Consider the following 24,287-nt stretch of genomic DNA (forward strand, 5'->3'; position numbering starts at 1 on the left):
AAAGCGTATGATGTCAGCTTGTCTCGCATTTTTTCAACACGGGAACGAGCGCTTGAGTGATCAGCGCCAGCGACACCGAGCCCGCGTCGGGCGTTCCCAGGCTCTTCTGCGCCAGCGGCCGCGCACGCCCCACCCGTGGCAGCAACTGCGCCGTCGCCTCCGCCGCTTCGTTGGCTACCCGCGAGGCGACCTCCCAGGCAGCGACCAACGCAGCCCCCTTTTCCACCTCGCTCGATAGCGCCTCGGTGAAAGGCAGCAGAACGTCGATCAGCGTTTTGTCACCGCGCTCGGCCTTACCAAACTCCATAACACGCTGCCGCGCCCGGTCGACACCACCCGCCATGCGCCCGGCAGAGAGCGGCTTTTCGTCGCCAAACGCCTCACCCAGCGTTTTCAGGATGACGCACCAGATGGCGCCGGAGGTACCACCAGCCTTATCCGACCAGCGTTGCCCCGCCCACTGAAGCACGGTCTCGGCACCAGCCCCTTGCGCGAGCGCTTCGCGAGATGCCTCGAGAGCTGCGCGACTACCGCGCTGCATACCAATTCCGTGATCACCATCGCCTGCGACCGCGTCGATCCTACCCAGCAGCTCATGGTGCTCCTCCATTGTGCGCGAGAGAACTTCAAGCCCTTCTACCACACCGTGCGCCAGCTGGCGTGACGCCTTACTCGCCCGGGGAATGGCTTTTTGCTCGACCAGATCCACATCGGCCGGGTCCAGCAACTGTGCGGGCGCCACACTACCTTTACGATAGCCAGGCGCATCGGTGGCCGCCGTCCATAGTGGCTCCATTTTCTCATCGAGCCAGAAAAGCGTCAGTGAAACGCCGGCCATATCCAGGCTCGTGACGAGCTCCCCCACATCGGGCTCCACGACCTGTATACCCGCCTCTTGCAAGAGCTCGTCTACCTTACGATAGATCACGAACAGCTCTTCGTACTTGACCGTACCCAAGCCGTTGAGTATCGGCGCCACGCGCGCCCCGTCGATGCGCACCCCTTCCGGCACCTCTTCCAACAAGCGCTCCACCAGCATTTGCGCCAACCCATCGGCCGTAGGGATACTCGCCTCATCGATCCCCGGTTCGCCATGGATGCCTAGCCCGATCGCCATCTTTTCCTCGGGCACGTGAAAAAGCGCATCCGGCGCACCCGGCAAGGTACACCCAGCGAAGGCAACGCCGAACGAGCGAGTGCGGCGGTTCGCCTCTTGCGCGACCTCGACCACTCTCGATAGCGAAAGCCCCTTCTCGGCGGCGGCAGCGGCGGCCTTAAACACCGTCAAGTCACCGGCGATACCGCGGCGCTTGTCGAACTCATCCAAAGGGGCACTGGCCACATCATCGGTGACCAGCACGATCTCGCAGGCAATACCCTCTTCGATCAAGCGCTCACGCGCCTCGCCAAAGTGCAGTACATCGCCGGCGTAGTTGCCAAACGAAAGCAGCACGCCACCGCCATTGTTTGCCGCCCGGGCCACCGAATAGACCTGTTGGGCCGAGGGCGAGCAAAACAGATTACCCATGACGGCACCATGGGCCAGCCCCTGACCCACCAAACCGGCAAAGGTGGGATAATGGCCGCTTCCGCCACCGATCACCACGGCTACACTACCAGGCTTGCTGCGCGTGCTGCGCACTACCCCACCGGGCACGGCCATCAGCTTATCGCGGTGGGCAGCCACCAGCCCAAGGCGGGCTTCCTCGGGGAAATCATTCGGGTCGTTAAATAGGCGTGTCATCGTTATATCCTCTGGAAGGAGGACAAACTGCGTCATCACAGCTTGCGCGGTATTGTTTTTGATCGGTGTCGACGAATGCTTGCGGCTTACGTTTATCGATCGCTCAGGCGAGACTCGTACTCCGTAATCCTAGCGATCTTCAGCTCGGAAGCACCGCCGGAGAAAGTATTGCTCAAAAAGGTCGAGACAATCGACTTGGCCAACTCCGGCCCCACGACCCTGGCTCCCAGCGTCACGATCTGCGCATTGTTACTGGTCTGGGCCTTGGCCGCCGAATAAGTATCGTGAGCCTGGGCGGCCCGTATACCGGTCACCTTGTTGGCCGAAATGGCCACACCGATGCCCGTTCCACAAACCAACACCGCTCGATCAAAGCGCCCCTCCTTGATGGCTGTCGCCACTTCGAAGGCAACGTCGGGATAGAGCACGGGCTCGGCTGCGAACGTACCAAAATCTTCGACCTCATGGCCCAGCTCGCGAATATGACTCACCAGAATCTCTTTCAGCTCGTAAGCCGCTTCATCACCACCGACTGCGATTCTGAGAGAAGGCGTCGCATCAAGCATTCCTGTTCTCCCCTTTCGATTGATTAAACTCCCGGCGGTCCCAACGGCGACGATCAAATGATCGCGAACGACCTTCCACCGAGGCTTTCAATCTATCACCAACCGTTCTTTTGTAAATACAGTGATCAAAAGTTATTTCTGCGATACGGTGCATAAAAACGAGATTATTGGCATTAAATTAAATAAAACAATGAATAATAAAGTTTTTTTCAAGATAATCACGTGGTCATGAACAGCATTATACTTTTGTATAGTCCGAAAAGAGGCTTTAAATCGCGCGTCATGTTTGACGATACCGACCAAAATAAATAATCATTTGATCACCAAGCGTTCATAATACAAGGAGAAAAACGATGTCGCTTCTGGAAGGTTTACGCGAACACTCATTGGTGGTCGCCGATACTGGCGATCTGGACGCGTTAGAGCGCTATAGACCGCAGGATGCAACGACCAACCCTTCGTTGATTCTTAAAGCGTTTGAGCTACCTGGCTATCAACCAATGATCGAGCGGATCATCGATGAATCACGGCGTGAAAAGATCGCCTCGGGGGACGTGGTCGACAAGCTTTGCGTGGCTATCGGAGAGCAGATTTGCAAGGTGATCCCAGGGCGCGTCTCGACAGAGGTTTCCGCTCACTTTTCGTTCGATACTCAAGCGAGTATTCGTAAGGCCCATGAGCTGATCGAGCGTTACGCAAAATCGGGAATCTCACACGACCGCGTTCTCATCAAGCTTGCGTCCACCTGGGAAGGCATTCGCGCCGCCGAGCAGCTCGAGCGTGACGGCATTCACTGCAACCTGACGCTATTGTTCAGCGACGCTCAAGCGCAGGCCTGTTTCGATGCCGGTGTCTACCTGATTTCCCCCTTCGTTGGGCGCGTCAGCGACTGGTACAAAAAGAGAGCCGATCAACCATACGCCCCCGCTGAAGACCCCGGCGTGGCCTTCGTCAAGGGCATTTGCGAGCGCGCTGCGGCTTGGCATTACGACACCATCGTAATGGGTGCCAGCTTTCGCACGACCGATCAGGTGCTGGCATTGGCGGGCTGCCATCGCCTGACGATTTCCCCGGCCCTGCTCGAGCAGCTCGATAATCTGGAAGGCGAGGTGTCCTCACGCATTCAAACCGACCTGCCCCGGCGCGCCGCGCCTGCGCCTCTTTCGGAATCGACTTTCCGCTGGAGGCACAATCAGGATCCGATGGCCAACGAGATGCTGGCCGATGGAATTCGCCGCTTTGCTCATGACCAGCAAACCCTGGAGTCGCTGATCGACCAACGCTTGGCGGCCCGCGGGTAGCCGCTCTTGGAGGGCCGTAACTCACGTTAGTCGCTCCGATACAACAACGAATACCAAGGGATATCGATATATGAACAGCCGTTTTGAGCTGGCCAACGCCATTCGCGCCCTTTCCATGGATGCCGTCCAGAAGGCCAAGTCCGGCCACCCCGGCGCCCCGATGGGAATGGCGGACATCGCCGAGGTGCTGTGGAACGACTTCCTCAAGCACAATCCGGAGGATCCGAAGTGGGCCGACCGCGACCGCTTCGTGCTCTCCAACGGCCACGGTTCGATGCTGCTCTACTCGCTTTTGCACCTCACCGGCTACGACGTGAGCCTGGAGCACCTGCAGGCGTTTCGCCAGCTCCACTCGCCCACCGCCGGCCACCCGGAGTTCGGCTACGCCCCGGGGATCGAGACCACCACCGGCCCGCTGGGTCAGGGCTTTGCCAACGCCGTGGGCTTTGCCCTGGCCGAGCGTACCCTGGCCGCGCAGTTCAACCGTCCGGACCATACCGTGGTCGATCACCACACCTGGTGCTTTCTCGGCGACGGCTGCCTGATGGAGGGTGTCTCCCACGAGGCGGCGTCGTTTGCCGGTACCCAGCAGCTGGGCAAGCTGATCGCGCTGTATGACGACAACGGCATCTCCATCGACGGCGAGGTCGAGGGCTGGTTCACCGACGACACCGCCAAGCGCTTCGAGTCCTACGGCTGGCACGTGGTGCCCAACGTCGACGGCCATAAACCCGATGAGATCAAGGCCGCCATCGAACTCGCCAAGCAGAGCGACAAGCCGAGCCTGATCATCTGCAAGACCATCATCGGCTTCGGCGCACCCAATAAGCAGGGCAAGGAGGACGCTCACGGCGCCCCGCTGGGTGACGAGGAAGTGGCGGCGGCGCGCCAGCAGTTGGGTTGGGAGCACGCGCCCTTCCATATTCCCGAGCCGATCTACTCCGCCTGGGACGCTCGCGAGGCGGGCAAGAAGCAGCAAGAGGCCTGGGAGGAGCGCTTCGCCCGCTACGCGGACGCCCACCCGGAGCTCGCCCGTGAGTTCCAGCGCCGCATGAAAGGCGAATTGCCGGCCGAACTTGGCACCGAAGCGCTGATCGAGAAAGCCCAGGAGAAAGGCGAGAGCATCGCCTCGCGCAAGGCGTCGCTCTCCGCGCTCAACGCCATCGGCCCGCAGATGCCGGAGCTTCTTGGCGGCAGCGCCGATCTCGCGCCGTCGAACCTGACCTACTGGGAAGGCACCCAGGCGATCACCGCCGAGAACCCCGGCGGCAGCTACCTGCACTACGGCGTGCGCGAATTCGGTATGGGCGCGGTGATGAACGGCATCGCCCTTCACGGCGGTTTCGTGCCGTATGGGGCGACCTTCTTGATCTTCATGGAGTACATGCGCAACGCCGTGCGCATGGCTGCGCTGATCGGTAATCACGCTGTCTACGTGTTCACCCACGACTCCATTGGCCTTGGCGAGGATGGCCCGACCCACCAGCCGATCGAGCAGCTCACCAGCCTTCGCACCACGCCGAATCTCGCCACTTGGCGCCCGTGTGACGCCGTCGAAACCATGGCGGCCTGGGACGCGGCGCTCAAGCGTCGCTCTGGCCCCACGGCGCTGGTGCTGTCGCGCCAGAACCTGCCGCACCAGGCACGCACCCGGGCGCAGTTGACCGATATCCGCCGCGGCGCCTACGTGCTGAAGGAGAGTGACGCCACGCCGTCGCTGATCCTGATCGCTACCGGCTCGGAAGTGGCGCTGGCCATGGACGCCGCCGCCGCCCTCGAAGGCCAGGGCCACGCGGTGCGCGTGGTGTCGATGCCTTCGACCGACCGCTTCGACGAGCAGGACGCCGAGTACAAGGAGAGCGTGCTGCCCCGCGCGGTGACCAAACGCATCGCCATCGAAGCCGGCCACGCCGACTACTGGTACAAGTACGTGGGTCTCGACGGCCGGGTGATCGGCATGACCACCTTTGGCGAGTCCGCCCCGGCGGGGGATCTGTTCAAGCACTTCGGCTTTACGGTCGAGAACGTCTTACAAACGGCCCGGACACTACTTTCCCACGAGGCAAAACAACAAAGGCACACTAGTTAAAGTCATCTTCATCGCCGCGAAGCCGGGCCAGCCGCTCGGCCTCTTCCTCTTTCGCGTCGTCGATGACGTCGAGAAGCTCGGCGACGTTGGCGCTTTTGGTATCGAACTCGAAGTGGCCGGTCAGCTTGCTCTCCGGGGTGAGCTTGCCGGCTTCATAAAGCGCCCACATCTCCTTGCCGTAGTGGGTCTTTAGAAGCGCCGGGGCGTAGCGGCCGAAATAGGCGCGCATGTTGTTCACATCGCGCTCGAGCATCGCCGCGGCGCTGTTGTTGCCGGCGGCGTCCACCGCCTGGGGCAGGTCGATGATCACCGGGCCGTCGGCATCGACGAGCACGTTGAACTCGGAAAGATCGCCGTGCACGAGCCCGGCGCAGAGCATGCGCACCACATCCCGAATCACCTTGTCATGGTAGGCAAGCGCCTGGGCCTCAGTGAGCTCGACGTCGCCAAGCCTGGGGGCCACGTCGCCTTCGGCGTCCGTGATCATCTCCATCAGCAGCACGCCGTCGACGAAGCCGTAGGGCGTGGGCACGCGCACGCCGGCGCCATTGAGCCGGTAGAGCGCATCGACCTCGGCGCTGAGCCAGGCCTGCTCCTGCTCCTTCTGGCCATAGCGGGTCTTTTTCGCCATTGCCCTGGCCCGGCGGCTGTTGCGCTCCTTGCGCCCCTCCTGGTACTGCACGGCCTGTTTGAAGCTTCGCTGCTTGGCCTCCTTGAACACCTTGGCGCAGCGCTTCTCACCGCTTGCGCGCACTACGTACACCTGGGCTTCCTTGCCGCTCATCAGCTGCATCAGCACCTCGTCGACGAGGCCGTCATCGACCAGCGGCTGTAGTCGTTTGGGTATCTTCATGGCTTGCGGCCGTCGCTCCTTGATTGAGTGCGTATGCGAAATAGCGTCATGCTGACCATATCAATAGTCGATACGGCGAACGCGAAAGGCGCGGCCCTTGAGCTTGTCGCGCTCGAGCTTGCCCAGCGCCTTGTCAGCCACGCCGCGCTCCACGGCAACGAAGGCGCTCTTTGCCTGAACCTTGATCTTGCCCACCTGATCGCCGCGCAGGCCGCCTTCGCCGGTGAGCGCCCCGAGGATATCCCCCGGGCGCAGCTTGTCCTTCTTGCCGCCGCCGAGCTGCAGCGTCGTCATGGGGGCGGTGAAGGGGCCCCGGTCGCGCGGCTTGGGCAGGGGTTCCAGGGCGAGTGCCTCACCAACGCGCTCGCCCAACCGCTCCAGCCGGTAATGCTCCTCCGGGGCGACCAGGGTCGCGGCGATGCCGCGCTCGCCGGCCCGGCCGGTACGCCCTACACGGTGAACGTGCACGTCCAGCTCGCGGGCGATCTGGTAGTTGAACACCGCGTCGAGCCGTTCGATGTCAAGCCCCCGGGCCGCCACGTCGGTAGCCACCAGAATCGACACGCTGCGGTTGGCGAACAGCACCAGCAGCCGGTCGCGATCCTTCTGCTCGAGATCGCCGTGCAGCGCCACGGCGCTGAAGCCCGCGCTTGAGAGCTGATCCGCCACCTGGTCGGTTTCGCGCTTGGTATTGCAGAACACCACGCTGGTGGCGGGCCGGTAGTGCAAAAGCAGATCCACCAGCGCCCCGCTTCGGCTCTTGTCGGCAGGCACATCGTAGAAGTGCTGCTCGATGGTGCTCGCGTCGTGCTCCTCCTCGACGATCACGCTTGCGTACTCGGTGAGTACGCCCCGGGTCATCGTCGCAAGCTCCCCTTCGCCCTGCTGGTCGGGGAAGGTGGCGCTGAACAAGAGCGTCTGGCGCGTCTTCGGGGTGGCCTGGATGATCGCCTCGATGGCCGGACGAAAGCCCATGTCGAGCATGCGATCGGCTTCGTCCAGCACCAGGGTGGTGAGCCCGGCAAGCGACAGCGACCCCTTGCGCAGATGCTCGTCGATACGCCCGGGCGTGCCCACCACGATGTGCGCGCCGTGTTCGAGCGAGGCGAGCTGAGGGCCGAAGGGCGCGCCGCCGCATAGGGTAAGCACCTTCACGTTGGCAAGCGTGCGGGCGAGCTTGCGCAGTGCCTCGGCGACCTGATCGGCCAGCTCCCGGGTGGGACACAGCACCAGCGCCTGAACGTTCGTGCCAGAGAGCGAAAGCCTGGCCAGCAGCGCCAGGCCAAAGGCCGCCGTCTTGCCGGAGCCGGTTCTGGCCTGGGCCAGCACATCGCGGCCTTCGAGCATCAAGGGCAGGCTCTGGGCCTGCACCGGGGTCATCTGGTGGTAGCCCAGGGTGTGAAGGTTATCGAGCAGCTCCGCCGGCAGGCGAAGCGAGTCAAAGGCGGTGGCGGTCAACGGCAGCGTCTCGTAGCAGTAAGGGGAAACAATAGCCGCCACCTTACCAGAAAGTGACGGCCGAAGAAGGCGCCGCGCGCGTCATACCGAAAGCGCCACGAAGCGCCCCTGGGTCAGCGCCGCAAGATCACCGGGCGCGAGTTCGATCTCGAGCCCTCGGCGGCCAGCGCTGACATAAATCGTCGGCTGCGCTTCGGCGCTTTCATCGATGAACAGCGGCAAGCGTTTTTTCTGCCCCAGCGGGCTCACACCGCCCAGCACGTAGCCGGTCGTACGCTCCACCACGTCGGCACTGGCCATCGCCGCCTTCTTCGCCCCGGCCGCCTTGGCCACCTGCTTCAACCCCAGTTGATGGGTCACGGGCACGATCGCCACCGCCAGCGCCTTGCCCTCGAGCGCCACTACCAGCGTCTTGAACACCCGCTCGGGCGCGACCGCCAGCTTCTCGGCGGCTTCCAGGCCATAGGAGGGAGCGCCGCTCTCATGCACGTACTCGTGAATCCTGAACGTAATCCCCGCCTTTTTGGCGGTATTGATAGCGGGCGTCATGGTGATCCTCAACGGCTGGTCGGCGCTCGAGCGAGTGCTAGACTTCCCAAGGTAAGCAGTGCATCCAAACAGAGGCGACAGGATAACGGAGGATCCACCATGCCAGCAAAATCAAAAGCCCAGCAAAAAGCCGCCGGTGCCGCCCTTTCCGCCAAACGCGGCGACACCAAACCCAGCGAGCTGGTCGGCGCATCGAAGGAGATGTACGACTCGATGAACGAGCAGGAGCTCGAGGATTTCGCCAGCACCAAGCGCAAGGGTAAGCCTGAGAAGAAAGGGGATTGAGGTCGTATCGAATGAAAAGCGCCCGGCGGTGTTGCCGTTGGGCGCTTTTTTCGCAGCGACACCAGTGTTTCACTTCACTAGGCTGAGTCATCCTGGGGCTCAGGCTGTGGCCAGGCAAAAGTAGCAAAATATGAACAGAATTCGCTAATGTCCGATATCGGCCAGAAGCAGACGCTTAAGGAAAAGCTGCATAAAACCCGCCGGAACTACTTGGTAACCACCGACGGGGTAAAATCGGGCTACACCGCCAATATGTGGCAGAGCCATCCGATGAAGCAGATCTTGTTCGCTCAGGCAGAGTACCAGAACAAGAAGAAGGTTACCCGCCGAGAACGGTTCCTGCTCCAGATGAATGCCCTGGTTCCATGGCAGCGGCTGGACGATGCGCTGTCGCCGCCCTACTTCCCCAACGCGGTGGGCAAGCGCGGCCGGCCAAGCAAATGGGCAATGCGGATTGGATTCAGCTCAGACATGATTTTCCGCCACTGCATCGGCTGCTGGCTCGTAGCGCTCAGTTGCGGCGTTCTTTGCCTCATTGAGGTGACTAAGGTCGGCCAGTAGTATATCGCTGATTTCGTGGGATGACAGTGCGATGATACCGATAATGGCAAAGCCGAAATCGAGACAGGAGCATAGGCCGCGGATTGTATCGATGTGAGTTGCCCCATAAAGACTGGTATGGCTGACTGCGAAAAAGTCATCGTCCTGGTCGTCTATGGACACGTGGCCGAAAACGCCTTTGACGTTGGGATGCGCTCCGTAGTCAATTGCCCCTTCATAGCCAAGAACAGCAAGCGCATGAATATCGGGAGCACGATCTTTCAGTACTCCGATTGCCTTCTCGAAAGTGAATGCTTTGCGGCAGGCTTTCTTTTCAGCCTCGCCGTGATGTCGGCGGGTCCAAACCTCCTGCAATTCAGGTTTTTGCGTCATCAAGCTTGCATATGCCGCAGATTCAAGCGCTGTGCGCAGCAGTGGGAAAACGGCGGCGCAATGGCCGCTCAAAGCCATGCGCGAACTAGCTAGGAAAAGTTGATACGCGTTCATGCAGAGCATGAGGGGGACAGCAGATGGCTGATACTGCCGCCAAAGCCCTTCACGAAAATAGGTGTCGTACTCCCGAAGTGCCGCAACTATCGGATCGTGAGACGCTAGTAATTCGGCCGTCGTTTCATCGGCGGCAGCCATATAGGACTCGATCCCGCCTTCAATCACAACGCGCACGCCATCGTCGGTCATCGTTAGTTGCTTCCTTGAATGGAGCGGATGAATTCGTCACGCGTCAGATGGCACAGGGCGTATTGACCTTTTTTTAGCGGAGCGCCACCCATTATGCGCCGTGCTAGCGCATCGCCTGCGAGAAAGAAAATTCGATCCTGGCACTCGAAGAAGACGTACGCAGTCGCACGCTTCCATTTCTCAATGAACTGTTTGCTACGACCGAACCATTGCATGACTGCAAAGCGCCGACCATCGATATCGACAGGCAGAGATTGCCAATCCAGCGACGCGGAGAAACTCCAACCCGTGAAACTCGATGAACTGTCATGGACATGTACGAGCCAAAACATGCGATGGTCTTGCCGGTAAAAGGCCTCGCGTGCAGCGCGCTCATCTTCGGATATCGGGGAGTATTGCAGCTCCAGTACGGTCGCGCGCGGCGTGCCAGCACCGCAAAGCACATCTGCTCTGTGGCGCTCACCTGTCATGGGGTCGATTAGGCCGATCTCGCGGCAATCCTCCGGGAATGCCTCTCTCCAGCCGAGGTGCCAAGGGCCTTCTGGTTCGCTCCAGGAGTCACAATCGCCCGCCTTGTGTCGCCAGTGCTTTACGTTCTCGATGGGAATGACGGAAGTAAGTATGCCCCCGCAATCACGGCATGTCGTGTTTTCGCCTTTGATAATGGGCGGACGTTTCATTCCATTAACCCAGGCGTACAGCATTTTGTCCCCTTAAATTGTTATCACTCTCTTTCTTGATTTTTGAATGATCTCCGAATGAATGGCTACTATAACGTATAAATTCGCTGCCACTTGATAGTTTATCACTACAGTACAGCATAGCTTGCTTTCTCAAGGCCACTACGGAGCGACCTGTCCATAACGCTGAACTTCTCTGAAAAATGTTTAAAAAAACCCAAGCCTTTGAACTATATACAATATCAAGCCCCGCGAGATTTTTTAACAAAGGCTTGATACTGCCCTTTGCTCAATAACCACACGGAGCCCAGATACACGAAACTTAGTTACACGGCACTACACGCCGCAGCGTATCCTTGGCCCATAGCGTTTGGCCGTCGGGGGTGCGGCCGTGATCGTTCCAGCGCTCGGAGGTTTCGAGGCAGAAGGAGCCGGCGTTTTCGACGACGGTGTCTTTATTGGCCGGGCGCTCGCCGCCGATTCGCAGGATATCGGGGTGGTCGGAGGTATAACGCGGTGCAATGGTGTTACTGGCACAACCGGCGACCACAGCGGTCACCATCAGTACGGACAAACAGCGGCGCAAAGGCATGTCGTCGAACCCTCAAGAAGCGATACAAGACCGACACCCGTTGTCGGTAGCGCTAAATATCATTCGCCTCATGACCGGGTCAATCTTTTTCCTCTCCGCCCCCATTTTCTCTCAGCTCATTAAGTCTCAGGTAACCAAGGTAATACTGGTAACCGGGCGCAGATTGAGTCGCTCGCAGCGCGCCTCGACGCTATCGACGATCTCTTCGGCGGTCTCGATCTGCTGCTTGTCGAGCTGGATATCCACCATCAAGAAGCTGCCCACCTGGGCGATGCGCACGTCTTCGGGTTCGACGTCGAAGGCCTCTATCTCACGTACCACGTCGCGCTGGATGGGCCCGGCGGGCACGCCGAACATGAGTTCGCGCAGGGCTTCGCGCATCATGCGCACCGGTATGGGCAGAAAATAGCCCGCTATCAGCAGCACCATCACCGGGTCGGCAAAGCGGGCGTAGGCGGCCCAGGGGCTTAGCGTTAGCCCCACCGTGAGCATAAAGCCTACCACGACAGCGGTGCTCAGCCAGGTATCCATCTGCCACTGGCGCAGCTCCGCGCGCAGAAGTGAGGAGTTGGCGATGCGAGCATAGCGCTTGAGCACGCCCCAGGTGAGCACACACCCGAGCACGTTGACGATACCGAAACCGAGCGCCAAACCAAGCGTTACCTCGCGCCCGCCCTGCACCAGGCTCCACAGCGCCGATACCAGCGAGAACAGGCACACCAGCGCAATCACCACGCCCTTGAGCAGCACCGCCAGCGGCTCGACGGTGAGCCGCCCAAAGGGAAAGTGTTCGTCGGCGGGTTTGCGCGCCTGCTGGAGTGCCAGTAAAGATAGCGACGCCAACACGAGGCTCAGGAGTGAATAGGCACTATCGAAAAGGATGGTGATCGAGCCGCTGGCAAGGCCCAGCACGAGCCCGGTCAGGGCGAACAGGCTGGCGGAGACGGCCGAAAATTTCAGCGCACGCCGCTCAGCAATCAGGGGGGACATCGGGAACTGCTCCAACATGAAAGGTTATGAGGCATATCAAGCAGCGCGTAGCCTACCCAAAGCGCTTGGGCAGGGCGAATCGCTCAGCGCCACTTTTTTCGTCGCTCGACGCTAACGCATCCGCTAATCTAAAAATACGTTCAAAAAGGATGCGTCATGCGTATCGAACAGATCCAGGCTTTCATCGACGTTACCGAACACGGCTCCTTCGCCGCTGCGGCGCGCCAAACGCTCACAAAGCGCAGCACCCTGAGTGCCGCTGTCAGTGCGCTGGAGGATCACTTGGGCGTGGCGCTGTTCGAGCGCTCCGGCAATAGTCTTGCGCTCACGCCGCTTGGCGAAAGTATCCTGCCGGACTGCTACCGCCTGGTGACCAGCGCCACCCGCATCGACAAGTACTGCCAGCAGCACACGCTGGGGGTGGAAAGCCAGCTCTGCATCGCCCGCGACGACGCGCTACCGGAGAGCTTCTGGCAGGGCGTGATGCACGAGATCAAGACCCGCTTTCCGCTGACCGCAGTGTCAGTGTATCTTGCCCCGCCCCAGACCCACCCGGCGCTGATCGCCCGCCAAACGGTGGATATCGCCTTCGGCCTCTACACCGACCAGGCCCTGCCCCACTACGCAAAGCGCCTGGCACCGGTCGACATGCGCCTGGTCGCCGCGCCGCACCACCCGTTGAGCCGGCTGCCCAGCGTACGCCGTGACGATCTCGCCCAGTACACCCAGGTGTGCCTGAGCCATTTGCAGGATGACCGGCTGGTGAGCGAAGCGCTGTTTTCCGCCAACTACCTGAGCGTGACGATGTTCGAGCTGATGCGCGACGCCGCGATCCAGGGCACCGGCTGGGCGCTTTTGCCATCGCTGCTGGTCAGCGACGCTTTAAAGGCCGGCACGCTTTGCCGCCTGCCCCACGAACTCGCCTTCGAGAGCCACCACTACCGCACCCTGACCCACGCCCACCAGGGGCCGGTGGCCACTCAGCTTTTGCAGCGGGTGAGCCATTTTCTCGCCCGCACAAATTAGCGCACGCAGCTCAGCCGCGTTTCGTTGAAAAACGCTACTGGCGCAAATAGGCGATGCCCACCACGCTATAAAAAAACAGAGGAGGAGAAAGCCGACCACGTTAGAGCGTAAACACGGGCAGTGTCATGCGTGCGTCAAAAAGCCCTGCCAGTGTCGATGTTGCCGTCAACCCAGGAGCGACTTCCACGATGGTCAAACTCGATAAGAAAGCCAAACGGCTTTATGTGCTCGACACCAACGTTCTGATTCACGACCCTGCGGCTCTTTACCATTTCGAAGAGCACGACGTGGTCATCCCCATGACCGTCCTCGAGGAGCTGGACAAGCATAAAAACGGCATTCGCGAAATCGCCCGCACGGCGCGCCAGATCAGCCGTACGCTCTCGGATCTCACCAGTCAGGTCACCTTCAAGGAAGTTCACGACGGCGTTCCCATTCCCCGCATCAGCGGCGACAGCGGCCGCCTGCACTTTCTCTGCTACAGCGATCTAAAGCTTTTAAACGAAGTCAGCGACACCCCGGATAACCGCATACTGGCCGAAACCTGTAGGCTTCGCGACGAGCAACCGGACGCCTCGGTCATCCTGATCACCAAGGACATCAACCTTCGCATCAAGGCCGCCGCGCTCAAGGTGCCGGTGGAGGATTACCACAACGACCGCGCCTTCGAAGACAGCGACGCCATGATCGAAGGCGCAAGCGTCTACGAGCAGGTGGGGATCGCCGGTTCGTCGCTCTGGGAGGCGCTCAATGTCGAAGTCGACGTCGAGCGCGCAGGCCACCACACCTTCTACCACCTGAAAGGCGACATGCCCCGCCAGTGGCACGTCGGCATGCTGGTCTCGGATAGCGAAAACGGCGCCGAATTCGAGGCCGTCGTACGCGAGCTCGGACCCAAAAGCGCCACGCTCAAGCTTTTGACCAACTACCGCCATCACGCCGGCGTCTGGGGCGTACACGCCCACGACAGCCGCCAGAACTTCACCCTGAACCTGCTGATGGACCCGGAGATCGACCTGGTCACCATCGCCGGCAACGCCGGTACCGGCAAGACCTATATGACGCTGGCCGCAGCGTTTCAGCAAACCCTGGATGCCAAGCAGTTCGAGCGCATCGTGTTCACCCGCGCGCCGATCCCCATGGGCGAGGACATCGGCTTTCTACCCGGCACCGAGGAGGAGAAAATGTCGCCCTGGATGGGGGCGTTTCACGACAACATGGATAACCTTCTGCGTAACGACGACGGCGAGTCGAGCTGGGACAACGGCGCGACCCGCCAGCTGATCGGCTCGCGGGTGCAGATCCGCTCGCCGAGCTTCATGCGCGGGCGCACCTTGAACGACACCTTCCTGATCATCGACGAGGCGCAGAACTTCACTCCCAAGCAGCTGAAATCCCTGGTGACCCGCGCCGGGCGCAACACCAAGATCGTCTGCCTTGGCAACGTCGGCCAGATCGACACGCCCTATCTTACCGCCAATACCTGCGGCATGGCGGCGGTAGTCGAGCGCTTTCGCGACTGGCCCCACGCCGGGCACATCACGCTGAAAAGCGTCGAGCGCTCGCGCCTGGCGCTGGCCGCCGAAGAGCTTTTATAGCGCTGGTTCTATGGCTCTGGTTGTATAACCCAAGCGTGATCACCTATCTGCGCCGCCCCTTCGGGCGGCGTTTTCATTGGCTAGTTTTCATTGGCTATCGGCGTTCTTGTCTTCGCTCATCGGGTTGGTCACCCCGACCGTGTCGGCGGCGAAGGCCTCGCGCTCGCCGAGCGGGCGCGGGCTTCCCACCGTCGTATCCTTCAGGGTCTGGCGCTCCAGTTCGCAGTTGAGCTCGGCGCCGAACAGCACCAGAAACGCCGAGATCCAGAACCACATCATCATGGCCACCACCGCCCCCAGCGAGCCGTACACCTCGCTGAAGGTGGTAAAGGTGCGCACGTAGAACGACAGCGCCGCGGAGCCCAGAAGCCAGGCCACGGTCGCGAACAGCGTGCCGTAGTTGAGCCACTCCCAGCGCGGCTTGCGCCGGTAAGGGGCAAAGCGGTAGAGCAGCGCGATCAGAAAGCTGGTGATGAGCAGAAGCACCGGCCAGCGCAGCCAGTTGATCACGCTGTCGAGCGGCGCTTGGACGGCGAGCGACTCCACCGCCATCGGAATCAGCGCGATGAAGCCAAGTGAAATCAACGTCATGACGATCAGCCCCAGGGTGAGCACGGTCAGAAGCACCGTGCGCCGCAGGAACGGGCGCTTTTCGCTTTCGCCATAGACGACGTTGAGCCCCACCACCAGCACCGCCACCCCTTTCGAGGCGACGAACATGGCGATCCCAAGCCCGATCATCGCCGCCATGAAGTTGCCGGTTTCGGTGTTCTCGACTACCTGCTCGGCCTGCTGGTCGATCAGGTTCGCCGTGTCCGGCGGCATGAAGCGGCTGATCTCGTAAAGCTGCTGGGCCGCCTCCAGCGGGTCGAACAGAAGCCCCCACAGCGAAATCACCGCCGCGATGGTGGGAAACAGCGCCAGCAGCGCGTAAAAGGCGGTGCTGGCCGCCAGCATGGTCAGCCGGTTGCGCCGCGCGGCGCGAACCACGCGCCAGCCCACGTCCACAAGCCCCGGTGAGGGAATCTCCTCGGGGGTTTTCGCCCGCCGCCCGCGCGACGTCGCCTCCGGCTTCGATCGGCTCATCCATGTCCCTCCCAGATCAGTAGCAGCGCCAGCACCACGGCCAGCGCCATCATCAGCCCGCTGCCGTGGCGGCGAAGCCACGTCTCGCCTTCGAGCGTATGGGTCAACCATGCCATGGCGCGCCGCTCGAGGGCGAGCGCGGCGTCAACGCTTCCTCCCTTGACCCGGCCGCACGCCTGGGCCAAGCGCTGGCACAGCGCCACGCCGAAAAGCCCGAGCGGCCGGTAGCCCCACCAGAGATCGCCGGGGCGCCAGGGCGAAAGCGAAAGCGCCCGGCCAAGCGCCACGCCCAGCGCCACCAGTGCGACCCCAACCGGTAGCGGCCACACCAGCGAGCCAAGCGATGAGAGCGACGGTACGTACACGCTACCCTCAGGCAGCGGCAGCCACCAGGGCGCGGCCAGCGCGGCAACGGCGGCGAGCGTCCAAGCCGTGACCTGCCAGGCATCGCTGCCACCGGCGCTTCGGGTTTGCCACTGGCGCCACAGGCACACGCTCACCAGCGCCGCGGTGCCCACCGCCGCCAGAGTAAGCAAAAAGACGATGCGGGCGTGCGCCATCTCCTCCAGCGCGTGCTTGAAAGTGTACTTGCTGACCAGCCCCGCGCCGAAGGCACCGGTGAGCGAAAGCCCGGGCAGCGCCAGCAAAAGCCATAAAAGCGCGCGGGGAAGTCGCGGCATGTGCTCGCTGACGCTGGTACCCAGAAACAGCGCCCCCTTGGCCAGCGCGTGGTGCCCGGCAAAGAGCACGATACCGGGCAGCAGCAGCGGCCACACCTCGGCGTTGACCAGGCCCATCGCCACCAGCACGGTGAGCATGCCCATCTGGCTGATGCTCGAGTAGGCCAGTACCGCCTTCGGGTGCGCCTGGGCGACGCCATAAAGCGCCGCGCCAAAGGCGGCGGCGAAGCCGGCCACGAGCATCGCTTCGCCAAGCGTGGTAAAGGCCGGGGACAACGCCTCGGCCCCCAGCGGCAGAAAGCTCAGCCAGCCCAGAAGCCCCGCCTTGATCATCGCCCCGCTCAGCACGGCGCTGGCCGGTGCCGGGGCGACCGGATGCGCCAGCGGCAGCCAAACGTGCAGGCCGATCACGCCGGCCTTCACCCCAAAGCCGAGCCAGAGCAAAAGCGCCATCCACACCCCGCCGGGCGCTTGGGTGATCGCCTCGCGCACGCCTTCGAGCGTGGTCGCCTCACCGCTACCCGCCGCCCACAGGAGCCCGCCCAGGATCAGCCCTTCGCCGATCACCGCCAGTATCAAGTAGGCGCTGGCGCCGCGTTTGGCATCAAGGCTCTGGTGGTGCAACACCAGCGAGTAGGCGGCGAAGGTCATCAGCGCGAAGCCGAGATAGAAACTCGCCACATCGCGGGAGACGATCAACAGCGCGTTGCCCAGAAACGCCAGCGGCCAGCAAAGCGCAAAGCGCGAGAGCCGATAGGCCTCGTCGCCGTCGCCATCACGGGCGCGCGCCTGGGCACGCTTGAAGTAGCCGCAGGCGTGAAGCGCGGCCAAGCTCCATAACAGCGCCGTGAACGCAAGCCAGGGGCGGGCCAAGGCGTCGAGCGCCCACTCCCCTCCCAGAAGCCAGGGCGCCCACTCCCACGCCCCTTCACCCGCGAAGGCCAGCGCCAGCGCCGGCCAGGCAGCGCTTACCCACGACAGCCCAAAGTAGCGCCGCCTGGCCGACGCTCGAAACGCCTGGCCCGCCGCGCCCAGCGCCACGCAAAGCGGCCACGCCAGCGCGAGTAGAAAGAGCGCGGTCATGGCAGGTACTCCCCAATGGCGACCCTGGTGGCCCAGTCCAGCGGGCTGAAAGGCAGCCCCGCCAGAAGCCCGGCGGCCAGGCTCGCTACCGTGGTGAACACCGCCGGCCACAGCAGCCAGCCGTGGGTCTCCAGCCGCCCCAGGCGCTGCTCATCGGGCCAAGCGCCCACGCCGTGGGCGGGCCCCGGGCGAAACCAGAGCCGGTAGACGATAGGCAGAAAATAGAGCGCGTTGAGCGTGCTGCTCGCCACCAGCACCGCCACCACCCAGTGCATCTGCGCCTCGACGGCGCCAATACCCAGATACCACTTGGTGATGAACCCGGCGGTGGGCGGAAGCCCGATCATGCCAAACGCGCCCAATGTAAAGGCGATGCTGGTCAGCGGCATGCGCTTGCCCGCACCGTCCATTTCGTCGATGCGGTGAATGCCGAGCTCCTCTGCGTAGATGCCGGCGCAGAAAAACAGCGTCACTTTCATCAGGCCCTGGTGCAGCAGGTGGGCCAGCGCCCCGATGGTGCCAAACGGCCCGACCAGACACACCCCCAGCACGATGTAGGAGACCTGGCTGATGGTGGAAAAAGCGAGCCTCGGTTTGAGCTCGGTCTGAGTGAGCGCCCGCAGCGAGCCATAAAGAATCGTCACCGAGGCGATCACCGCCAGCACGCTGGTTACCCCCAGCTCGACGCTGAGCTCGATACCGTAAAGGTCGTAGATGATGCGCAGGATACCGAAGGCGCCGGCCTTGACCACCGCAACGGCGTGCAAGAGCGCGCTGACCGGCGCCGGCGCCACCATCGCCCGGGGCAGCCAGCCGTGCAGCGGCACCACCGCCGCCTTGACCGCGAGCCCGCCGACCAGCAACGCAAAAATCAGCGTCAGAAGCCCCCGGTGATCGTCGAGATAGCGCGAAAGCCCCTGCTCCGAGGCAAAAGACTGATCCCCGGTCAAACTGTAGAGCATGACCACGCCAAGCAACAGTACCACCCCGGCAGAGAGCGTGTAGCGCAAATAGACTCGCCCCGCCGCCAGCGCCTTAGCGGTGCCGGCATGGGCCACCAGCGGGTAGGTCGAAAGCGTGAGCATTTCGTAGAAGATCAGGAAGGTGAACAGGTTGCCCGCCAGCGCGATGCCCAGCGTACTGGTCACACACAGGCTGAAAAAGCCGAAGAAGCGCTTGCGGTTCGCCGCGCCTTCGAGATAGCCGATGGCGTAAACGGTGGTGCAGAGCCAGAGTATCGAGGAGAGCCCGGCGAACATCACGCCGAGCGCATCGGCGCGCAGCACGAAGTCGATGCCGCCGATGATCTGAAAGCTGAAGGTGTCCTCGAAGCCCGCCGAGATGCGCCCGACCATGAGCGTCACCAGCGCCACCTTGCACGCCGCCGCCGTCAGGTTGATGACGGTACGAACCGCCCTCGCCTGCTCGGGCAGCGAAAAGATCGCCACTGCCGCCACCAGCGACACTAAAAGCGTGGCCAGCGGCAGCCACGCCATGTCGTTCATTTCGTTCATGCGCCCCCTCCCTGCAAAAGCGCCAGCGGCAGGTGCGCCAGAAGCCCCAGGCAAAGCGCGGCGAGCGCCAGGGTCAGCGCAATCGCGTCCATACCCGGCGCCAAGGGGCGGTAATCGTGGCGCGGCGCGGTTTCATCGAAGGAGTAGCGAAACACGCGAAACACGTAGGCCGCCGTCAGAAGCGTTCCCGCCAAAAGCGCCGCCGCCGCCGTCCACTGGCTTTCGAGCACCATGGCGTGCAGCAACAGCCACTTGGCGGTGAAGCCGGCGCTGGGAGGCAGGCCCATCAGCGTGATCGAGGCAATACCAAAGGTAAGAAGCGATAGCGGCAGACGTCGGCTGGTGCCGGCAAGCCCGGCAAGCGAGCTCTCGCCGGTGGCGAGAATCAGATTGCCTGCGGCCATGAACATCGCCGCCTTGGCAAGTCCATGGCCGATCAACATCAGCCAGAACCCCTGCCAGCCCAGCGCCTGGGGGATCGGCGCCACGTCCGGGCCCAGCAGCAGCGGAAACGCCACCATCAGATAGCCAAGCTGCGCCACCGTCGACGAGGCGACGATGGTTTTCAGCGACTCTGCCCGCCAGGCGATCAGCCCGCCCCAGACGATGGCCAGCGCGCCAAGCCAAGCCACCAGCCGCGGCGCCCAGAAGGTATCCGGCAGCAGAATGCTCCAGAGCATGATGAGGATGTAGAGCGAGCCCTTGATCACCAGCCCCGCGTGCAGCGCGCTCACCGGCGTCCAGGCGCTCTGATGCACCGGCGTCAGCCAGCCGTGTAGCGGAAAAAGCGCCGCCTTGAGGGCGAGCCCCGCGCCCAGAAGCGCCGCCGCCACCCAGGCCACGGCGCCGGGCTCGACCACCCGGGAAAGCGCGAGAAGCGTAAGCTCCCCCCATTGGCCAAGAATCAGCGCCACGCCCATCAGGTAGGTAAGTGAGCCAACCAGGGTCAGCAACAGGTAGCGCATGCCCGCCTCGAGCGCCTCGGGCTTGCCGGACAACAGCAGCATCGCCACCGCCGAAAGCCCCAGCGCCTCGAGCGCCACGTAAAGGGTCAGAAGATCCGCCGCCAGCCACAAAAGCGACAGCGCGCTGACCACCCCGCCCATCAGCGGCCACAGCCAGCGCTCGCGTGGGCCGGCCGGGCTCAGGCGAAAATGCCCCGGCGTATAGAGCGCCGCTGCCGCGCCCACGCACTGGGTCACGAGCAGTAAAAGCGCGCCGAGCCCGTTCAGGCGCAGCGATAGACCGACCCCGGCCACCTCGGCCTGCCAGCGCAAGAGCCCGGCCTGCTGCACATCGCGCATCAGCCAAAGCCCGGCGGCAAGGATCACCCCACTTGCCAGCAGCACCGACACGCCGCGCTTGGGCGGGCGCAGCGCCGCGCAAAGCCCCGCCACCAGAGGCAGCAGCAGCACGCACAAAAGCGCCCAGTGGCTGAGCGCCAGCGGTGCGAAGGTACTGTCGTAAAGACCGAAGCGCCAGCTCATCGGGCGACTCCAGAGGCCTGGATATCTTCCTGGTTCGCCTCGTCGTCGTGGGAGTGAAGGTGGCGAATCAATAGCGCGCCAAGCAGCGTACCGACACAGGCGATGAAAAGTCCCACGCCGACCAGCGCCTGGGCGCCTTCATGCGCCCCAGCGAGCCCGATCATCAGCAAAAACACGCCGGAGCCCAATACGTTGAAAGCGAGCAGCCGACGAAGCCGATGGCGGTGCAGCGCAAAGGCGCCCATGGCGGTGCCGACCATCAATACCGCCACGAGCATCAGCGGATGCTCCGACGGCGCGTAGGCCATGCCGGGCACGACCAGGCGAATCACCGCGCCCACCATGACGCACCAGGCAAGCGTGAGCGCGCCGCGGGCAAAGCGGTGGCTGACCGGCCCCTGGAAGGTATCGATATGCGGGCTTTTACGCCCGAGAGCGCGCCGCGCTAGCCCCCGGTGGAAGGCGCCGAGGGCGTAAAACAGCGCCGCGCCGGTAAGCAGCACGCCCAGCGCCAGTTCCGCCAGCGCAAGCCAGGGTGCGCCCAGCCACGCCCAGGCGAGCACCATGAAGAGCGCCAACGCGATGAACGCGACGGTGGCGCGCAAGACATGACGATCGAACAGACACACCAGTGTGGCAAGCGCCAAACACACGGCGAGCGCCGTTTCCCAAGGGTCGATGGACGCTAACATAGGCCTCGCTGATTCCCTGCTCGGCTCGAAAAGGGCTACTGTGCCTGCCTTTGTCGCGCTTGTCGATTGGGTTCGAACCGGTGGCGAGCGGCCCGATTAAACGCTCCGGGTGCGTTAGCCCAGGCGCGCCTGCAGCCACTTGCCGATGTCGTTGACCTGCTGCGGGCAGAGCGCATGGGCCATCGGATACTGGCGGTAGTTGACGCTGTAACCCTTGTTCTTGAGCCGGTCGGCGCCGGCGCGGCCCAGACTTTCCGGCACCACCGGGTCGAAGTTGCCGTGGTGCACCTCGATCGGAATCGCCGCATTGGCTTCGCTTAGCGCGATGCTCTCGCCGGTGGCGAAGTAGGTCGACATGGCCAGAAGCCCGCCCAGCGGCGCGTCGAAAGTGAGCGCGGCCTGGTAGGCGACCGCCCCGCCCTGGGAGAAGCCCGCGACGATGATGCGCCGGCTCTCCATGCCCTGGTCGATCTGCTCCTGAATCAACGCTTGAATGCGCTCGGCGGAGCGGGTCAGCTGCACCTCGTCTACCCGGCGGCCCAAATCCATCGCCAGGATGTCGTACCAGGCGGGCATCACCATGCCGCCGTTGACGGTCACCGGCAAGCGCGGCGCGTGGGGCATGATGAAGCGCACGTTGAGCTTTGGTGACAGCCCCATGGCCGGAATCAGCGGCTCGAAGTCGTGACCGTCGGCGCCAAGGCCGTGAATGATGAACACGCAGGCATCCGCCGGCTGGCCGCTTTTGGGTTCAATGATCAACTCACCGGGCTCTGACATCGAAGGTTTTCCTCAAGCAAAAGCGACACCCTAGCGCAAACCGGCCGCCACGGCGAGCGTCGCGCTCAGAAGGGCCACACCAGCGGAATCAGCGCCACCGCGATCACGCCGGTCAGCACGTTGAGCCCGCCGCCCACCTTGAGAAAATCCGTGATGCGATAGCCGCCGGGGCCATACACCATCAGGTTGGTCTGATAGCCGATCGGGGTCAGAAAGCTGGCCGAGGCGGCGAACATGATCGTCACCACGAAGGGCATCACGCTCACCCCCAGGCTCTCGGCGGCGGCGGTCACCACCGGAAAGATGATCACCGCCGCGGCGTTGTTGGTCACAAGCTCGGTCAGAAGCGCCACCACGCAGTAGGTGCCCAGCAGCAAAAGCCAGGGGCTGCCCGAGACCATCGACAGCACGCCGCCGGCGAGCACGTCCGCCGCGCTGGAGCTCGAAAGCGCCGCACCGACGCCAAAGGAGGCGGCGATGGTCAGAAGCACCTGGGTATCGAGGCCGCGCTTGGCGCCGGCCACCGAGCAGCAGCCGGTCAACAGCGCAAGTGCGGCCCCCAGCATCGCCGCGTTGAGCATGCTCAACACGCCAAACGCCGCCAGCAGCACCGCGCCGATCAGAATGCCCCAGGCCAGCGGCGCCTTTTCGTGTACCGGCCGGGCGGCGCCGTTGAGCTCGCTGATCAGAAGAAAGTCCTTCGACTCCCGGTGGCGCTCGATGAACGGCGGGCGCGCCTCGAGCAGCAGCACGTCGGATGACTGCAGCCGCACCTGGCCGAGGTTCCCCGTGACCCGCTCGCCGCCGCGGCAGATCGCCAGCACCGCCGCACCATAGAGCGTGCGAAAGCGGCCATCGCGAATGCGCTGACCGATGAACTGGCACTGGTGCGACACCACCGCCTCGACCAGCCGGCGCTCCTTGAACTCCTTTTCCAGACTCGAGCCGTATTCGCTCGAGGGCACCAGCCCGCGAATCTGCTGAAGCTCCACTGCCGCGTCGCTGGTGCCGGCGAACACCAGCCGGTCGCCGCCCTTGAGCCGCTCGCCGGGGCCCACCACGCTGACCACGTTGCCGGCGCGCTCGATCTCGACCAGAAATAGCTCCTGCAGGTGTCTGAGCCCCGCTTCCTGAACGGTGCGGTCGACCAGCACGCCCTGGGGGTCGACCTCCATTTCGATGGTGAACTCGCGCGGGTTGGCGAACGCCCGCGCCATGCCCTCACGGTTGGGCAAAAGTTTGGGCGCGATGAAAATCAGGTAGGCAAGCCCCGCCAGCGCCACGGGCAGCCCCACCCAGGCCAGGTCGAATAGACCCATCGAAAGTGTGGGGTAGCGCTCGGTAAGAAGGCCGTAGACCACCAGGTTGGTGCTGGTGCCAAACAGCGTCACGGTGCCGCCGAGAATCGAGGCGAAGCTCAGCGGCATCAAAAGCCGCTGGGGCGAGCGCTTGATGCGTCGGCTCCAGCCCATCACCGCGGGGATGTAGGTCGCCATCACCGGGGTGTTGTTCAAAAAGGCGCTGAGAGTCGCCACCGGCAGCACCAGCCGTGCGAGCGAGCGCCGCTCCGTAGCGGGCTGGCCCAGCACGTGGCGAATGATCAAATCGATACCGCCGGTTTCGCGGATACCCGCCACCAGCACGTACATGAACGCCACGGTGAAAAGCCCCGAGTTGGAGAAGCCGCCCAGCGCCTGGCCGGGGTCGATCACGCCCAGCGTCATCAGCACGACCACCGCGCCCATCAGAATCATATCCGGCCCCAGCCGGGAGAGCGCCATCAACGGAAACACCGTCAATACCACGCCCAACGCAATCCAAGCATCCAATGACATGACGCGCGCCTTGAAAATAGAAACGCGCTCATTGTGCCGCCTGACTGATATTCTAAAAAGTCATTTTTAGAAACACATTTATTCCATAAAAATCTATACGGCCATCAAGCCTATTTCTGACAGCGCGAGAACCTGACGCCGTGACGAAATCCCGGCGAGC

At 62.9% G+C, this 24,287-nt stretch carries 21 protein-coding genes and 1 pseudogene; 6 read left to right on the top strand and 16 right to left on the bottom strand.

The genetic code is table 11. From position 1 onward, the window contains the following. Positions 1-13: 13 nt before the first annotated feature. The gene (locus ACGK9R_RS08205) at positions 14-1,744 is read right to left on the bottom strand and encodes a dihydroxyacetone kinase family protein (protein WP_394580106.1); all 1,731 of its coding nucleotides are present in this window, start codon (positions 1,742-1,744) and stop codon (positions 14-16) included. 92 nt (positions 1,745-1,836) lie between these two features. Further along, positions 1,837-2,310 carry an RpiB/LacA/LacB family sugar-phosphate isomerase gene (locus tag ACGK9R_RS08210; RefSeq protein ID WP_394580108.1) on the bottom strand — a complete coding sequence of 158 codons (474 nt, stop codon included), beginning with the start codon at positions 2,308-2,310 and terminating at the stop codon, positions 1,837-1,839. A gap of 353 nt (positions 2,311-2,663) precedes the next feature. On the opposite strand from ACGK9R_RS08210, the gene tal reads away from it, so the two are divergent. Then, the gene (tal, locus tag ACGK9R_RS08215) at positions 2,664-3,611 is read left to right on the top strand and encodes a transaldolase (RefSeq protein ID WP_394580110.1); all 948 of its coding nucleotides are present in this window, start codon (positions 2,664-2,666) and stop codon (positions 3,609-3,611) included. Positions 3,612-3,681: 70 nt separating this feature from the next. Further along, positions 3,682-5,700, top strand: a complete 2,019-nt coding sequence (gene tkt / locus ACGK9R_RS08220; RefSeq protein WP_394580112.1) for a transketolase — start codon at positions 3,682-3,684, stop codon at positions 5,698-5,700. Here tkt and ACGK9R_RS08225 read toward each other — a convergent pair. Genes ACGK9R_RS08225 through ybaK form a run of 3 tightly spaced genes read right to left on the bottom strand, consistent with a single transcriptional unit; the run spans position 5,693 to position 8,560 of the window. Next, positions 5,693-6,553, bottom strand: coding sequence for a PA4780 family RIO1-like protein kinase (locus ACGK9R_RS08225; RefSeq protein WP_394580114.1), 861 nt, complete (start codon positions 6,551-6,553; stop codon positions 5,693-5,695). The genes tkt and ACGK9R_RS08225 overlap by 8 nt on opposite strands. Positions 6,554-6,613: 60 nt before the next feature. Further along, positions 6,614-8,053 (bottom strand): ATP-dependent RNA helicase DbpA, encoded by a 1,440-nt coding sequence (gene dbpA, locus ACGK9R_RS08230; RefSeq protein ID WP_394580116.1) that lies wholly within the window; start codon positions 8,051-8,053, stop codon positions 6,614-6,616. 39 nt (positions 8,054-8,092) lie between these two features. Continuing rightward, complete coding sequence (gene ybaK, locus ACGK9R_RS08235) at positions 8,093-8,560, bottom strand: Cys-tRNA(Pro) deacylase (RefSeq protein ID WP_394580118.1); 468 nt, start codon at positions 8,558-8,560, stop codon at positions 8,093-8,095. 99 nt (positions 8,561-8,659) lie between these two features. Between ybaK and ACGK9R_RS08240 the strand changes: the two genes are divergently transcribed. Together ACGK9R_RS08240 and ACGK9R_RS08245 are read left to right on the top strand one after the other, a co-directional pair. After that, positions 8,660-8,845 carry a DUF3008 family protein gene (locus ACGK9R_RS08240; protein WP_259036118.1) on the top strand — a complete coding sequence of 62 codons (186 nt, stop codon included), beginning with the start codon at positions 8,660-8,662 and terminating at the stop codon, positions 8,843-8,845. A gap of 270 nt (positions 8,846-9,115) precedes the next feature. After that, a pseudogene (locus ACGK9R_RS08245) lies at positions 9,116-9,280 on the top strand (IS5/IS1182 family transposase); the annotation flags it as partial. A gap of 30 nt (positions 9,281-9,310) precedes the next feature. Here ACGK9R_RS08245 and ACGK9R_RS08250 read toward each other — a convergent pair. From ACGK9R_RS08250 to ACGK9R_RS08265, 4 genes are all read right to left on the bottom strand, one after another. Then, positions 9,311-10,084 (bottom strand): hypothetical protein, encoded by a 774-nt coding sequence (locus tag ACGK9R_RS08250; RefSeq protein ID WP_394580121.1) that lies wholly within the window; start codon positions 10,082-10,084, stop codon positions 9,311-9,313. Positions 10,085-10,086: 2 nt separating this feature from the next. Continuing rightward, entirely contained in the window at positions 10,087-10,788 is a 702-nt protein-coding gene (locus tag ACGK9R_RS08255) for a hypothetical protein (protein ID WP_394580123.1), read from the bottom strand. A 298-nt stretch (positions 10,789-11,086) separates the two neighbouring features. Continuing rightward, complete coding sequence (locus ACGK9R_RS08260; RefSeq protein WP_394580125.1) at positions 11,087-11,356, bottom strand: hypothetical protein; 270 nt, start codon at positions 11,354-11,356, stop codon at positions 11,087-11,089. Between the two features lie 126 nt (positions 11,357-11,482). After that, entirely contained in the window at positions 11,483-12,346 is an 864-nt protein-coding gene (locus ACGK9R_RS08265; RefSeq protein ID WP_394580127.1) for a cation diffusion facilitator family transporter, read from the bottom strand. A gap of 156 nt (positions 12,347-12,502) precedes the next feature. On the opposite strand from ACGK9R_RS08265, the gene ACGK9R_RS08270 reads away from it, so the two are divergent. Then, positions 12,503-13,372 (top strand): LysR family transcriptional regulator, encoded by an 870-nt coding sequence (locus ACGK9R_RS08270; RefSeq protein ID WP_394580128.1) that lies wholly within the window; start codon positions 12,503-12,505, stop codon positions 13,370-13,372. Positions 13,373-13,560: 188 nt separating this feature from the next. Continuing rightward, on the top strand, positions 13,561-14,970 hold the full coding sequence (locus ACGK9R_RS08275) for a PhoH family protein (RefSeq protein WP_394580130.1): 1,410 nt from the start codon (positions 13,561-13,563) through the stop codon (positions 14,968-14,970). Between the two features lie 87 nt (positions 14,971-15,057). Here ACGK9R_RS08275 and ACGK9R_RS08280 read toward each other — a convergent pair whose 3' ends face one another. The 7 genes from ACGK9R_RS08280 to ACGK9R_RS08310 form a co-directional block, all read right to left on the bottom strand. Continuing rightward, positions 15,058-16,056, bottom strand: a complete 999-nt coding sequence (locus ACGK9R_RS08280; protein ID WP_394580132.1) for a YihY/virulence factor BrkB family protein — start codon at positions 16,054-16,056, stop codon at positions 15,058-15,060. Further along, entirely contained in the window at positions 16,053-17,819 is a 1,767-nt protein-coding gene (locus tag ACGK9R_RS08285; protein ID WP_394580134.1) for a proton-conducting transporter membrane subunit, read from the bottom strand. The genes ACGK9R_RS08280 and ACGK9R_RS08285 overlap by 4 nt, the downstream gene beginning before the upstream one ends. After that, a complete protein-coding gene (locus tag ACGK9R_RS08290) occupies positions 17,816-19,333 on the bottom strand; it encodes a proton-conducting transporter membrane subunit (RefSeq protein WP_394580136.1) in 1,518 nt (505 codons plus the stop codon). Before ACGK9R_RS08290 ends, ACGK9R_RS08285 begins: the two co-directional genes overlap by 4 nt. Beyond that, on the bottom strand, positions 19,330-20,820 hold the full coding sequence (locus ACGK9R_RS08295; protein ID WP_394580138.1) for a complex I subunit 5 family protein: 1,491 nt from the start codon (positions 20,818-20,820) through the stop codon (positions 19,330-19,332). The genes ACGK9R_RS08290 and ACGK9R_RS08295 overlap by 4 nt, the downstream gene beginning before the upstream one ends. Continuing rightward, positions 20,817-21,512 (bottom strand): DUF4040 domain-containing protein, encoded by a 696-nt coding sequence (locus ACGK9R_RS08300; RefSeq protein WP_394580140.1) that lies wholly within the window; start codon positions 21,510-21,512, stop codon positions 20,817-20,819. Before ACGK9R_RS08300 ends, ACGK9R_RS08295 begins: the two co-directional genes overlap by 4 nt. Before the next feature lie 114 nt (positions 21,513-21,626). Beyond that, positions 21,627-22,292 carry an alpha/beta hydrolase gene (locus ACGK9R_RS08305; RefSeq protein WP_394580142.1) on the bottom strand — a complete coding sequence of 222 codons (666 nt, stop codon included), beginning with the start codon at positions 22,290-22,292 and terminating at the stop codon, positions 21,627-21,629. A 65-nt stretch (positions 22,293-22,357) separates the two neighbouring features. Further along, entirely contained in the window at positions 22,358-24,127 is a 1,770-nt protein-coding gene (locus ACGK9R_RS08310; protein ID WP_394580143.1) for an SLC13 family permease, read from the bottom strand. Positions 24,128-24,287: the final 160 nt, after the last annotated feature.

It is taken from the genome of Halomonas sp. HNIBRBA4712 (assembly GCF_043558675.1).
Lineage (GTDB): Bacteria > Pseudomonadota > Gammaproteobacteria > Pseudomonadales > Halomonadaceae > Vreelandella.

Bases quoted from the DNA above. Each gene is read 5' to 3' on its own strand.
- ACGK9R_RS08255 (WP_394580123.1), bottom strand. From the start codon at position 10,788: ATGCTGTACGCCTGGGTTAATGGAATGAAACGTCCGCCCATTATCAAA.
- ACGK9R_RS08205 (WP_394580106.1), bottom strand. From the start codon at position 1,744: ATGACACGCCTATTTAACGACCCGAATGATTTCCCCGAGGAAGCCCGC.
- ACGK9R_RS08250 (WP_394580121.1), bottom strand. From the start codon at position 10,084: ATGACCGACGATGGCGTGCGCGTTGTGATTGAAGGCGGGATCGAGTCC.
- tkt (WP_394580112.1), top strand. From the start codon at position 3,682: ATGAACAGCCGTTTTGAGCTGGCCAACGCCATTCGCGCCCTTTCCATG.
- ybaK (WP_394580118.1), bottom strand. From the start codon at position 8,560: ATGACGCCCGCTATCAATACCGCCAAAAAGGCGGGGATTACGTTCAGG.
- ACGK9R_RS08225 (WP_394580114.1), bottom strand. From the start codon at position 6,553: ATGAAGATACCCAAACGACTACAGCCGCTGGTCGATGACGGCCTCGTC.
- ACGK9R_RS08260 (WP_394580125.1), bottom strand. From the start codon at position 11,356: ATGCCTTTGCGCCGCTGTTTGTCCGTACTGATGGTGACCGCTGTGGTC.
- ACGK9R_RS08290 (WP_394580136.1), bottom strand. From the start codon at position 19,333: ATGAACGAAATGAACGACATGGCGTGGCTGCCGCTGGCCACGCTTTTA.
- ACGK9R_RS08295 (WP_394580138.1), bottom strand. From the start codon at position 20,820: ATGAGCTGGCGCTTCGGTCTTTACGACAGTACCTTCGCACCGCTGGCG.
- ACGK9R_RS08300 (WP_394580140.1), bottom strand. From the start codon at position 21,512: ATGTTAGCGTCCATCGACCCTTGGGAAACGGCGCTCGCCGTGTGTTTG.
- ACGK9R_RS08265 (WP_394580127.1), bottom strand. From the start codon at position 12,346: ATGTCCCCCCTGATTGCTGAGCGGCGTGCGCTGAAATTTTCGGCCGTC.
- ACGK9R_RS08240 (WP_259036118.1), top strand. From the start codon at position 8,660: ATGCCAGCAAAATCAAAAGCCCAGCAAAAAGCCGCCGGTGCCGCCCTT.
- ACGK9R_RS08310 (WP_394580143.1), bottom strand. From the start codon at position 24,127: ATGTCATTGGATGCTTGGATTGCGTTGGGCGTGGTATTGACGGTGTTT.
- tal (WP_394580110.1), top strand. From the start codon at position 2,664: ATGTCGCTTCTGGAAGGTTTACGCGAACACTCATTGGTGGTCGCCGAT.
- ACGK9R_RS08210 (WP_394580108.1), bottom strand. From the start codon at position 2,310: ATGCTTGATGCGACGCCTTCTCTCAGAATCGCAGTCGGTGGTGATGAA.
- ACGK9R_RS08305 (WP_394580142.1), bottom strand. From the start codon at position 22,292: ATGTCAGAGCCCGGTGAGTTGATCATTGAACCCAAAAGCGGCCAGCCG.
- ACGK9R_RS08280 (WP_394580132.1), bottom strand. From the start codon at position 16,056: ATGAGCCGATCGAAGCCGGAGGCGACGTCGCGCGGGCGGCGGGCGAAA.
- ACGK9R_RS08285 (WP_394580134.1), bottom strand. From the start codon at position 17,819: ATGACCGCGCTCTTTCTACTCGCGCTGGCGTGGCCGCTTTGCGTGGCG.
- ACGK9R_RS08270 (WP_394580128.1), top strand. From the start codon at position 12,503: ATGCGTATCGAACAGATCCAGGCTTTCATCGACGTTACCGAACACGGC.
- ACGK9R_RS08275 (WP_394580130.1), top strand. From the start codon at position 13,561: ATGGTCAAACTCGATAAGAAAGCCAAACGGCTTTATGTGCTCGACACC.